Genomic DNA, 11908 nt, shown 5'->3' with positions numbered 1-11908 from the left:
GGCCTTCCCCCCCGTAGCCCCCTTGGGCGGCGGGGCCGCCCCCCGGGGGCGGAACGGGCGGGCAAGGGGGCGGCCCCTCCCGCTCCCGGCCCACCGGGAGCCCCCGCCCCCCGCCGCACCCCCACCCACCCCGCACCCCCAACACCCCCACCCCCGTTGGACCAAACGAGGCCCTCCCCCCCCCACCCAACATCCCCCGAAGGAGACCCTCCCGTTGACCCCGACCCCGACCCCCCTCACCCCCCAACCCACACCCCCGCACCCTCACCCCCACCCCCCAACCCCCCTCCGCCGCCTCACCCTCACCACCCCCCACACCCGCATCGACCTCGCCCTCCCCGCCGACCTCCCCCTCGCCGACCTCCTCCCCGACCTCCTCCGCCTCTCCGGCCTCCGCCCCACCCCTCACACCCCCGTCGGCCACCGCCTCCTCCGCCGCGACGGCACCGCCCTCGACAGCTCCCGCACCCTCGCCGCCCAACGCGTCCTCGACGGCGAGATCCTCGCCCTGCGCCCCTTCGCGGAGTCCTTCGCCCCGCCCGTCTTCGACGACGTCTGCGACGCGGTCGCCTCCGCCGTCGCCCGCGACCGCCACCACACCCTCTGGAACGACCGCCTCACCCGCACCGCAGGCCTGTTCGCCGCCTCCGCCCTCCTCACCCTCCTCGCCTTCGCCCTCGGGAAGGCCGCCACCCCCGGCTCCGGCCCCGGCCTCCCCACCGTCCTCGCCGCGGTCACCGCCGTCCTCCTCCTCACCCTCGCCGCCGTACGCACCCGGGTGTACGAGGACCAGGGCGCGGCCCTCGCCCTCGGCCTCCCCGCTCTCGCACACGCCGCCCTCGCAGCCGCGACCCTCGCCCCGCCCGCCGCCACCCTCGGCGAAAGCCACGCCACCCTCCAGGCCCTCCTGGCCTGCGCCGCCGTCCTCCTCGCCTCCGTACTGCTGACCCTGGCCACCCCGTCGACGCGGTCCCGTACACCAGCAGAACCGCACCCCCGAACACCAGCCTCACCAGCCACGCCACAAGAAGACGGCCCCACCGACACCCCCTTCCTCGCCACCGCGACCGCCGCCGCCACCGGCCTGCTGCTCACCTTCACCGGCACCCTCGCGGGCCTCACCCCCGCCCGCACCGCCGCCCTCGGCGTCCCCCTCCTGGTCGGCGCCCTCGCCTGCCTCCCCGGCCTCGCCGCCCGCTTCGCCCACCTTCCCGTGGGCTTCGCCCCACCCCGTACCGCCACCACCCCCGAATCAACAGACGCCCTGACCACAACAGACGCCCCCACCACAACAGACGCCCCCACCGACCCCGCCACCCTCACCCGCCGCACCCACCGCGCCCACGAGCTCCTCACCGCCCTCATCGGCGGCTGCGCCCTCACCGCCACGGCCTGCGCCGCCGTCCTCGGCTTCTCCGGCGGCCTCGCCGCCCAGCTCCTCGCCCTGGCCCTCGGCATCGCGCTCCTCATGCGCGCCCACCTCTTCCGCCACACCGCCCAGGCCGCCTGCACCCTCGCCGCGGGCCTCGCCGCCCTGCTCCTGCTCGGCCTCGGCCTGGCCCTGAACCCGCCGCACACCGACGCCACCGCACTGGACCTGCGTACGATCGTCGTATCGGCGGTCACCGCCGCCACGGCCGCGACCCTGACCGCGATCGCGCTGATCGTCCCCAAGAAGGGGGTCACCCCGTTCTGGGGCCGCTTCCTGGAGCTGGCCGAGGGCTGCGTCCTGCTGACCCTCGTCCCCCTGTGCCTGGCCGTCTTCGACGCCTACCGCACCCTGCGCGGCCTCGGACCCCGGTAATCGCGGCACGGTCCGCACAAACCGCCTGGTACTCTGACCTACGGCCGTTTGTGTACGCGCCCGTCGGAGTCTCCCCGGAGCTCTGAGGGCTGCGCCCAGCGGATCCCCGCCTCCCGAGTAACGGAAGCTCCCCTGAGACCAAGACCAGGGGCACTCGGTGGCAGTCACTTCACTTACGAGGAGTACGCATGGCTCTCGACGCCGCTGTAAAGAAGCAGATCATGTCCGAGTTCGGCCAGAAGGAGGGCGACACGGGCTCTCCCGAGGTCCAGGTCGCCATGCTTTCCCGTCGTATCTCGGACCTGACCGAGCACCTGAAGACGCACAAGCACGACCACCACTCCCGCCGGGGTCTGCTGATCCTGGTCGGCCAGCGTCGTCGCTTGCTCCAGTACCTCGCCAAGAAGGACATCCAGCGCTTCCGTGCGCTGGTCGACCGCCTCGGCATCCGCCGCGGTGCGGCCGGCGGCGCCAAGTAAGACGCCACGAAGGGAGCGGTTCCCGCCTACTGGGGCCGCTCCCTTTGCCGTACGTACAGAGCTTGTACGTGCACGACATACCGGTCCCCACTTAGGCTGGTATGCGCAAGCCCCCGCAGTACCGCTGCGAACGCAGCACAGCTGCCCAGCAGCACGCACGACGAACGAAACACAAAGAAGCAGCGAGAAGCGGCGCAGCCCAGCCCGCCGGTCCTCGGTAGTGGCCCCCGGAGAAACATGACCCCGGGTGCTTCGATCGAAGACCGGCCCGCACCACGGAGCGCGCACGCTTCTCCGCCACCGTCCCACCGCCACACGGGCGACTGGGGACGAAGACGAGGAGAAAACGCTAGTGGAGAACGAGACCCACTACGCCGAGGCCGTCATCGACAACGGCACCTTCGGCACCCGCACCATCCGCTTCGAGACGGGCCGCCTGGCCAAGCAGGCCGCCGGCTCCGCCGTCGCGTACCTGGACGACGACACCATGGTGCTGTCGGCCACGACCGCCTCGAAGCGCCCCAAGGACCAGCTCGACTTCTTCCCCCTCACGGTGGACGTCGAAGAGCGCATGTACGCCGCCGGCAAGATCCCCGGCAGCTTCTTCCGTCGTGAGGGCCGGCCCTCCGAGGACGCGATCCTCACCTGCCGCCTGATCGACCGGCCGCTGCGCCCGTCCTTCAAGAAGGGCCTGCGCAACGAGATCCAGATCGTCGAGACGATCATGGCTCTCAACCCCGACCACCTGTACGACGTGGTCGCGATCAACGCCGCCTCCTGCTCCACGCAGCTGGCCGGCCTGCCCTTCTCCGGCCCGATCGGCGGCACCCGTGTCGCGCTGATCAAGGGCCAGTGGGTCGCGTTCCCGACGCACACCGAGCTCGAGGACGCCGTCTTCGACATGGTCGTCGCCGGTCGCGTCCTGGAGGACGGCGACGTCGCGATCATGATGGTCGAGGCCGAGGCCACCGAGAAGACCATCCAGCTCGTCAAGGACGGCGCCGAGGCCCCGACCGAAGAGGTCGTCGCCGCCGGTCTTGAGGCTGCGAAGCCCTTCATCAAGGCCCTCTGCAAGGCCCAGTCGGACCTCGCCGCCAAGGCTGCCAAGCCCACCGGCGAGTTCCCGGTCTTCCTCGACTACCAGGACGACGTCCTGGAGGCCCTCACCAAGGCCGTCAAGTCCGAGCTCGCCCAGGCGCTCACCATCGCCGGCAAGCAGGAGCGCGAGGCCGAGCTGGACCGCGTCAAGGACATCGCCGCCGAGAAGCTGCTCCCGGCCTTCGAGGGCCGCGAGAAGGAGATCTCGGGTGCGTACCGCGCGCTGACCAAGAAGCTGGTCCGCGAGCGCATCATCAAGGACAAGGTCCGCATCGACGGCCGCGGGATCACGGACATCCGTACCCTCGCCGCCGAGGTCGAGGCCATCCCGCGCGTGCACGGCTCCGCCCTGTTCGAGCGTGGCGAGACCCAGATCCTGGGCGTCACCACCCTCAACATGCTGCGCATGGAGCAGATGCTGGACACCCTCTCCCCGGTGACCCGCAAGCGCTACATGCACAACTACAACTTCCCGCCGTACTCCGTCGGCGAGACGGGCCGCGTCGGCTCCCCCAAGCGCCGCGAGATCGGCCACGGCGCGCTCGCCGAGCGCGCGATCGTGCCGGTCCTGCCGACGCGCGAGGAGTTCCCCTACGCGATCCGCCAGGTCTCCGAGGCGCTGGGCTCCAACGGCTCCACCTCGATGGGCTCGGTCTGCGCCTCCACCATGTCGCTGCTGAACGCCGGTGTGCCGCTCAAGGCCCCCGTCGCCGGTATCGCCATGGGCCTCATCTCCGAGGAGATCGACGGCAAGACGCACTACGTCGCGCTGACCGACATCCTCGGCGCCGAGGACGCGTTCGGCGACATGGACTTCAAGGTCGCCGGTACGAAGACCTTCGTCACCGCCCTCCAGCTCGACACCAAGCTCGACGGCATCCCCGCCTCGGTCCTGGCCGCCGCGCTGAAGCAGGCCCGTGACGCGCGTCTGCACATCCTCGACGTGATGAACGAGGCCATCGACGTCCCGGACGAGATGTCCCCGAACGCGCCGCGCATCATCACCGTCAAGATCCCGGTGGACAAGATCGGTGAGGTCATCGGCCCCAAGGGCAAGATGATCAACCAGATCCAGGAGGACACCGGCGCCGACATCACGATCGAGGACGACGGCACCATCTACATCGGTGCCGCCGACGGTCCGGCCGCCGAGGCCGCCCGCGCCACGATCAACGGCATCGCCAACCCGACCATGCCGGAGGTCGGCGAGCGCTACCTGGGTACGGTCGTCAAGACCACCACCTTCGGTGCGTTCGTGTCGCTCATGCCGGGCAAGGACGGTCTGCTGCACATCTCGCAGATCCGCAAGCTCGCCGGCGGCAAGCGTGTGGAGAACGTCGAGGACGTGCTCGCGGTCGGCACCAAGGTGCAGGTCGAGATCGCCGAGATCGACTCCCGCGGCAAGCTCTCCCTGATCCCGGTCATCGAGGGCGAAGAGAACGAAGAGAAGAAGGACGACGCCTAAAAGTGACGTCCCGTAGTTCCGTGACGACGGCCCGCACCTCCTCGGAGGGGCGGGCCGTCGCCCGTACCCAAACGCTTCTCCAGGGTGAGAACGGCATCGGTACGGTCCGCAGGACCACCCTCCCCGGCGGCCTGCGCATCGTCACCGAAACCCTCCCCTCCGTCCGCTCCGCCACCTTCGGGATCTGGGTCAACGTCGGCTCGCGCGACGAGACCCCCTCCCTGAACGGCGCGACCCACTACCTCGAACACCTCCTCTTCAAGGGCACGAGCAAGCGCAGCGCCCTCGACATCTCCTCCGCCATCGACGCGGTCGGCGGCGAGATGAACGCCTTCACGGCGAAGGAGTACACCTGCTACTACGCGCGTGTCCTCGACACCGACCTCCCCCTGGCCATCGACACGGTCTGCGACATGCTGACCGGCTCGCTGATCCGCCAGGAGGACGTCGACGCCGAGCGGGGAGTGATCCTCGAAGAGATCGCGATGACCGAGGACGACCCGGGCGACTGCGTGCACGACCTGTTCGCGCACACCATGCTCGGCGACACCCCCCTCGGCCGCCCGGTCCTGGGCACCGTCGACACCATCAACGCGCTCCAGGCCGACCGCATCCGGCGCTTCTACAAGAAGCACTACGACCCCACCCACCTGGTGGTCGCGGCCGCGGGCAACGTCGACCACGCCAAGGTCGTACGCCAGGTCCGCAAGGCCTTCGAGCAGGCCGGCGCCCTCGGCAACCCGGACGCCACCCCGGTCGCCCCGCGAGCAGGTTCTCGTACGCTCCGGACCTCCGGCCGCGTCGAGCTCCTGAACCGCAAGACCGAACAGGCCCACGTCGTCCTCGGCATGCCGGGCCTGGCCCGCAACGACGACCGCCGCTGGGCGCTCGGCGTCCTCAACACCGCCCTCGGCGGCGGCATGTCGTCCCGCCTCTTCCAGGAGGTCCGCGAGAAGCGCGGCCTGGCCTACAGCGTGTACTCGTACACCTCGGGCTTCGCCGACTGCGGCCTGTTCGGCGTGTACGCGGGCTGCCGCCCGAGCCAGGTGCACGACGTCCTGAAGATCTGCCGCGACGAACTCGACAAGGTGGCGGCCGACGGCCTCACCGACGACGAGATCCGCCGCGCGGTCGGCCAGCTCTCCGGCTCCACGGTCCTCGGACTCGAAGACACCGGCGCGCTGATGAACCGCATCGGCAAGAGCGAACTGGCCTGGGGCGAGCACATGTCGGTCACCGACATGCTCACCCGCATCTCCGAGGTCACCCCGGACGAGGTACGGGAAGTCGCCCGCGACATCCTGGGACAGCGGCCGTCCCTCTCGGTGATCGGCCCGCTCAAGGACAAGCAGGCCGCCCGCCTCGACGAAGCGGTCGCGTAACCACCCTTCACGGCGTTTAAGGAAGAAGCAATGAGCAAGCTGCGCGTGGCGGTCCTCGGTGCCAAGGGCCGCATCGGCTCCGAGGCGGCCCGGTCCGTCGAGGCCGCCGAGGACCTGGACCTGGTCGCCGCCCTCGACCGGGACGACTCGCTGGAGACCCTCAAGGACTCCGGCGCCCAGGTCGTCGTCGACCTGACCCACCCCGACTCGGTGATGGCCAACCTCGCATTCTGTGTACGCAACGGAATGCACGCCGTGGTCGGCACCACCGGCTGGACCGACGACCGCCTCGCGCAGCTGAACTCCTGGCTGGAGGCTTCCCCCTCGACCGGTGTCCTGATCGCCCCGAACTTCTCCATCGGCGCGGTCCTCACCATGAAGTTCGCGCAGATCGCCGCGCCGTACTTCGAGTCGGTCGAGGTCATCGAGCTGCACCACCCGAACAAGGCCGACGCCCCCTCCGGCACGGCCGCCCGCACCGCCCAGCTGATCGCCGCCGCCCGCGCCGAGGCGGGCAGCCCCGCGATGCCGGACGCCACCTCGACCGCCCTGGACGGAGCCCGCGGCGCGGACGTCGACGGCATCCCCGTCCACTCCGTCCGCCTGCGCGGCCTCCTCGCCCACCAGGAAGTCCTGCTCGGCGGCGAGGGCGAGACCCTCACCGTCCGCCACGACTCCCTGCACCACAGCAGCTTCATGCCGGGCATCCTGCTCGGCGTCCGCAGCGTGGTGAGCACCCCCGGCCTCACCTTCGGCCTGGAACACTTCCTCGACCTGAACTGACGGCACCCAGCCATGCGCGCAAAGATCACCTACTTCATCACGGCAGCCGTCCTGGTCGTCTTCTTCGTCCTGGTCGGCGGCCGTGCCGTCGCCATGATGAAGCTCGGCACCCCGCTCGGCATCGGCCTGGGCCTCGCCGCGCTGATCATCCCGCTCATCGGCGTCTGGTTCCTCTGGAAGAACACCGAGTTCGTCCGGAAGGCCAACAAGCTGGCCGCGCTCCTCGACTCCGAAGGGGCCCTGCCCGTCGACGAGTTGAGGCGCACCCCGGCCGGCCGGATCGACCGCGACTCCGCCGACGAGGTGTTCGCCAAGCGCCGCGCCGAGACCGAGGACTCCCCGGACGACTGGCGCTGCTGGTTCCGCCTCGCCATCGCCTACCAGGACGCCCGGGACACCCCGCGCGCCCGCAAGGCGATGCAGCGCGCCATCGCCCTCCACGACGGCAAGCCGGTCCCCTCCTAGGGACGCGGGGGAACGCATGAGTGAGGGGCCACCTCTTCCGAGGTGGCCCCTCACTCATGCTCCGCGCACCGCACTACGGCTGCCGGTACTCGTCTCCCCAGGCCTCAATGGTGTCGGCCGCCCGGTCGAACGCCTCCACCCGCGACAGGAAGTCCGCGCTGTGGTCGGTGAGCAGCGCAGGCAGCGGCGAACCGCCCTGCCGCTCCATCACCAGCGCCTGCCCCTGCACCGTGCGCGGCAGCCCGAGCCACCGCACCGGCTGCTGTACGGTCCGTACGTTCGAGGTCTGGTTCCACGGCACCGTGACGGTGCTGAAGAACCCCACCCGGCGCAGCCCGGCCCGGCTCACCCACACCCCGAGCCGCAGAACGCGCAGCGCACAGACGATCACGACCGCCCCGACACCGAGCACGATCAGCGCACCGGTCACTTCGGCGGCGAAGGCGATGATCATCGCCGACAGCAGCACGAACGACGCCAGCAGCAGCAGCAGCGCGGCCGCCCCGACCCGGTAGGGCCCGGGACGGTACGGACGCCGCCACTGGTCGTGATCGTCGTACGGCAGCGCAATGTCGTCTGCGCCTGTTTCAAAAGCGCGATCGGCCGTCAGGAAAGGCAGGGGCACGACTGGTCCTCACTCACAAGCACGCTCGATTCGCTGTGCCCGGTGAGGCTACCGAGCGGGCTCCCACCGAGCCACCTCAGGGGGTCCGGAAGGGGCCTGACGGACCGTGAGATCACTCCTGGGCCACGTCGTACCGCCGTACGGTACGAACCGGGCCGGGAGACCGGAGGGGGTCAGCGCCCCTCGGACGCCTCGGACTGCTGGGCCTTGCCCGTCGTGTTCCCCGGATCGAGCGCGGGAAGCCCGAAGAGCAGTGAGCCGACGAGCCCGGCGACCACGGTCAGGCCGATCAGCGAGCGGCCGAGGACCTGGCTCGCACTGGGGCGTTCGGGAACGGGTGGGACGACGTTACTGCGGAAGCGGTCGGCCTCTGCCACGAAGGCGAATGGGACGGCTTCTCGCCGGCGAAACATGGGTGGCACTCCTTAGATCATCAATCCGGACGGGTCTGCATCGGTGTCTGCGGTGTCCTGTGACGCCTTCCACAGGCACCTCTACAGAGACAGACGTACAAGCGTCTCACTTGGTGCCCGATTTCCCCGAATTGCTCAAAGAATGTCCCGAGGCCCTCCAGTGGCCGCGCCGCTCTGTGGCGGGCTGCGGGCACAGATGTACGGATGGGCCGCACGAGGTGTCCGTATTGCGGCGTTTCGAGAAGTTCATCTAGGCTGATCAAACGGACCCGGCACTGCTTGAACCCCCGAGCAGGCAGTGCCGGTGTCCTCTTCCCGGGGATTCCCGGGCATCCGTCCCCTCCCTGGTGTCCCCCCGAGGGGACACCCCGCGCTGAGCAGCGAGTAGCGTGTTACCCATGGCTCCGATCTCCACTCCGCAGACCCCCTTCGGGCGGGTCCTCACCGCCATGGTCACGCCCTTCACGGCGGACGGCGCACTCGACCTCGACGGCGCTCAGCGGCTCGCCACCCATCTGGTGGACGCAGGCAACGACGGCCTCGTCGTCAACGGCACCACGGGCGAGTCCCCGACCACCAGCGACGCGGAGAAAAACGACCTGGTACGGGCTGTACTGGAAGCGGTCGGCGACCGCGCCCACGTCGTCGCCGGAGTCGGCACCAACGACACCCGCCACAGCCTGGAGCTCGCCCGCGAGGCCGAGCAGATCGGCGCCCACGGCCTCCTCGCGGTGACGCCGTACTACAACAAGCCCCCGCAGGAGGGCCTTCTCCGCCACTTCACAGCCATCGCGGACGCCACCGAGCTCCCCGTCATGCTGTACGACATCCCCGGCCGCAGCGGCGTACCGATCAACACCGAGACGATCGTCCGCCTCGCCGAGCACCCCCGGATCGTCGCCAACAAGGACGCCAAGGGCGATCTGGGCCGTGCCAGCTGGGCCATCGCCCGCTCCGGCCTCGCCTGGTACTCCGGCGACGACATGCTCAACCTGCCGCTGCTCTCCGTCGGCGCCTGCGGCTTCGTCTCCGTCGTCGGCCACGTCGTCACCCCGGAGCTCCGCTCCCTCCTCGACGCCCACCTCACCGGTGACGTCCAGAAGGCCACGGAACTCCACCAGAAGCTGCTCCCGGTCTTCACCGGCATGTTCCGCACCCAGGGCGTCATCACCACGAAGGCCGCACTCGCCCTCCAGGGCCTGCCCGCCGGCCCGCTGCGGCTGCCCCTCGTCGAGCTCTCCGCCGACGAAACCCACCAGCTCAAGATCGATCTCGCCGCCGGCGGGGTACAGCTCTAAACACAGACTTCACAACTGAATACGCACCACCGAGCACCACCGGGCGAACGCCCCCCACACGTATCCACACGTGCCGTACGCGCACGTCACGACATGCGCGCCACGCTCCCACGAGGTCCGTTGCGCGCATGGTAAGGAGAGTCTTTTGAGTCATCCGCACCCCGAGCTCGGCGCCCCCCCGAAGCTGGCCAAGGGCGGCCTGCGCGTCACCCCGCTGGGCGGTCTCGGTGAGATCGGCCGCAACATGACCGTCTTCGAATTCGACGGCCGCCTCCTGATCGTCGACTGCGGCGTCCTCTTCCCCGAGGAGGAGCAGCCGGGCATCGACCTGATCCTGCCCGACTTCACCTCGATCAAGGACCGCCTCGACGACATCGAGGGCATCGTCCTGACCCACGGCCACGAGGACCACATCGGAGGCGTCCCCTACCTCCTGCGCCTCAAGCCGGACATCCCGCTGATCGGCTCCAAGCTGACCCTCGCCCTCATCGAGGCCAAGCTCCAGGAACACCGCATCCGCCCGTACACCCTCGAAGTCGTCGAGGGAGACCGCGAGCGCCTCGGCCCCTTCGAGTGCGAGTTCGTCGCGGTGAACCACTCCATCCCGGACGCCCTGGCCGTCGCCATCCGCACCCCCGCGGGCATGGTCGTCGCCACCGGCGACTTCAAGATGGACCAGCTCCCGCTGGACGGCCGCCTCACCGACCTCCACGCGTTCGCGCGCCTGAGCGAGGAAGGCATCGACCTCCTCCTCTCGGACTCCACGAACGCCGAGGTCCCGGGCTTCGTCCCGCCCGAGCGCGACATCTCCAACGTGCTGCGCAACGTCTTCGCGAGCGCCAACAAGCGCATCATCGTCGCGAGCTTCGCCAGCCACGTGCACCGCATCCAGCAGATCCTGGACGCCGCCCACGAGTACGGCCGCCGCGTGGCCTTCGTCGGCCGCTCGATGGTCCGCAACATGGGCATCGCCCGCGACCTCGGCTACCTGCGCGTCCCCGCGGGCCTGGTCGTCGACGTGAAGACCCTCGACGACCTCCCGGACGAAGAAGTGGTCCTGGTCTGCACCGGCTCCCAGGGCGAGCCGATGGCTGCCCTGTCCCGGATGGCCAACCGCGACCACCAGATCCGCATCGTCCCCGGCGACACGGTCATCCTGGCCTCGTCCCTCATCCCGGGCAACGAGAACGCGGTCTACCGCGTCATCAACGGCCTGACCCGCTGGGGCGCCAACGTCGTCCACAAGGGCAACGCCAAGGTGCACGTCTCCGGCCACGCCTCGGCCGGCGAACTGCTGTACTTCTACAACATCTGCAAGCCCAAGAACCTGATGCCGGTCCACGGCGAATGGCGCCACCTGCGCGCCAACGCCGAGCTGGGCGCCCTCACCGGCGTCCGCAAGGACCACATCGTCATCGCCGAGGACGGCGTCGTCGTCGACCTGATCGACGGCCGCGCCAAGATCGTCGGCAAGGTCCAGGCCGGTTACGTGTACGTCGACGGCCTCTCGGTCGGCGACGTCACCGAGACCCACCTCAAGGACCGCCGCATCCTCGGTGACGAGGGCTTCATCTCGGTCTTCGTCGTGGTCGACAGCTCCACCGGCAAGATCGTCGGCGGCCCGACCTTCCATGCCCGCGGCTCCGGCATCGACGACTCCGCCTTCAACGCGGTCACCCCGAAGATCGAGGAATCCCTCGCTCGCTCGGCGGCCGACGGAGTGATGGAAGCGCACCAGATCCAGCAGCTCATCCGCCGCTCGGTGGGCAAGTGGGTGTCCGACACCTACCGCCGCCGCCCGATGATCCTCCCGGTCGTCGTCGAGGTCTGACCGAGGCCTCTGTACCTCATCTCCTGGAGCGGGGCACCTCGATTTGCATCGGGGCGCTCCGCTCCAGTACGTTTACGTCTCCACCTCAGCGGGAAGCAGCGCACGTCCGCGTGCCTGAACGAACCGCAGGGGGTGGGAAATTCCGACTCAGAACTTCTGATAAAGTCGGAACCGCCGGAAAGGGAAAACGCGAAAGCGAAGAACCTGGAAAGCACCGAGGAAATCGGCACTGGAAACAGTCTGATAGAGTCGGAAACGCAAGAAC

At 69.6% G+C, this 11908-nt stretch carries 10 protein-coding genes; 8 read left to right on the top strand and 2 right to left on the bottom strand.

Features of this window, described 5'->3' with window-relative positions; genetic code table 11:
- Window positions 1-214: 214 nt before the first annotated feature.
- The 6 genes from eccD to ACIO3O_RS16360 all read left to right on the top strand — a co-directional run bounded on the left by eccD (window position 215) and on the right by ACIO3O_RS16360 (window position 7476).
- Window positions 215-1804, top strand: coding sequence for a type VII secretion integral membrane protein EccD (gene eccD / locus ACIO3O_RS16385; RefSeq protein ID WP_401745939.1), 1590 nt, complete (start codon window positions 215-217; stop codon window positions 1802-1804).
- Window positions 1805-1992: 188 nt separating this feature from the next.
- Window positions 1993-2283, top strand: coding sequence for a 30S ribosomal protein S15 (rpsO, locus tag ACIO3O_RS16380; protein ID WP_185034549.1), 291 nt, complete (start codon window positions 1993-1995; stop codon window positions 2281-2283).
- 352 nt (window positions 2284-2635) lie between these two features.
- Window positions 2636-4846, top strand: coding sequence for a polyribonucleotide nucleotidyltransferase (locus tag ACIO3O_RS16375; protein WP_401745936.1), 2211 nt, complete (start codon window positions 2636-2638; stop codon window positions 4844-4846).
- 2 nt (window positions 4847-4848) lie between these two features.
- Window positions 4849-6228, top strand: a complete 1380-nt coding sequence (locus tag ACIO3O_RS16370; RefSeq protein WP_401745933.1) for a M16 family metallopeptidase — start codon at window positions 4849-4851, stop codon at window positions 6226-6228.
- A gap of 30 nt (window positions 6229-6258) precedes the next feature.
- Window positions 6259-7011, top strand: coding sequence for a 4-hydroxy-tetrahydrodipicolinate reductase (gene dapB / locus ACIO3O_RS16365; RefSeq protein WP_401745932.1), 753 nt, complete (start codon window positions 6259-6261; stop codon window positions 7009-7011).
- Window positions 7012-7023: 12 nt separating this feature from the next.
- Complete coding sequence (locus ACIO3O_RS16360; RefSeq protein WP_401745929.1) at window positions 7024-7476, top strand: hypothetical protein; 453 nt, start codon at window positions 7024-7026, stop codon at window positions 7474-7476.
- A 73-nt stretch (window positions 7477-7549) separates the two neighbouring features.
- Here ACIO3O_RS16360 and ACIO3O_RS16355 read toward each other — a convergent pair whose 3' ends face one another.
- Both ACIO3O_RS16355 and ACIO3O_RS16350 read right to left on the bottom strand, forming a co-directional pair.
- The gene (locus ACIO3O_RS16355; RefSeq protein ID WP_401745926.1) at window positions 7550-8101 is read right to left on the bottom strand and encodes a hypothetical protein; all 552 of its coding nucleotides are present in this window, start codon (window positions 8099-8101) and stop codon (window positions 7550-7552) included.
- Window positions 8102-8274: 173 nt separating this feature from the next.
- Complete coding sequence (locus ACIO3O_RS16350; protein ID WP_401745924.1) at window positions 8275-8514, bottom strand: hypothetical protein; 240 nt, start codon at window positions 8512-8514, stop codon at window positions 8275-8277.
- Between the two features lie 398 nt (window positions 8515-8912).
- Between ACIO3O_RS16350 and dapA the strand changes: the two genes are divergently transcribed.
- Both dapA and ACIO3O_RS16340 read left to right on the top strand, forming a co-directional pair.
- Window positions 8913-9812, top strand: a complete 900-nt coding sequence (gene dapA, locus ACIO3O_RS16345; RefSeq protein WP_401745923.1) for a 4-hydroxy-tetrahydrodipicolinate synthase — start codon at window positions 8913-8915, stop codon at window positions 9810-9812.
- 145 nt (window positions 9813-9957) lie between these two features.
- Window positions 9958-11643: a ribonuclease J gene (locus ACIO3O_RS16340; protein WP_401745921.1), complete on the top strand. Its 1686-nt coding sequence runs from the start codon at window positions 9958-9960 to the stop codon at window positions 11641-11643.
- Window positions 11644-11908: the final 265 nt, after the last annotated feature.

The organism is Streptomyces sp. NPDC087440 (assembly GCF_044744005.1).
GTDB lineage: Bacteria > Actinomycetota > Actinomycetes > Streptomycetales > Streptomycetaceae > Streptomyces.
This window is presented reverse-complemented; position numbering and strand designations above follow the sequence as displayed.

What these genes read in the sequence shown, in the direction of transcription:
- rpsO (WP_185034549.1), top strand. Translation starts at nt 1,993, where the DNA reads ATGGCTCTCGACGCCGCTGTAAAGAAGCAGATCATGTCCGAGTTCGGC.
- dapB (WP_401745932.1), top strand. Translation starts at nt 6,259, where the DNA reads ATGAGCAAGCTGCGCGTGGCGGTCCTCGGTGCCAAGGGCCGCATCGGC.
- ACIO3O_RS16360 (WP_401745929.1), top strand. Translation starts at nt 7,024, where the DNA reads ATGCGCGCAAAGATCACCTACTTCATCACGGCAGCCGTCCTGGTCGTC.
- ACIO3O_RS16350 (WP_401745924.1), bottom strand. Translation starts at nt 8,514, where the DNA reads ATGTTTCGCCGGCGAGAAGCCGTCCCATTCGCCTTCGTGGCAGAGGCC.
- dapA (WP_401745923.1), top strand. Translation starts at nt 8,913, where the DNA reads ATGGCTCCGATCTCCACTCCGCAGACCCCCTTCGGGCGGGTCCTCACC.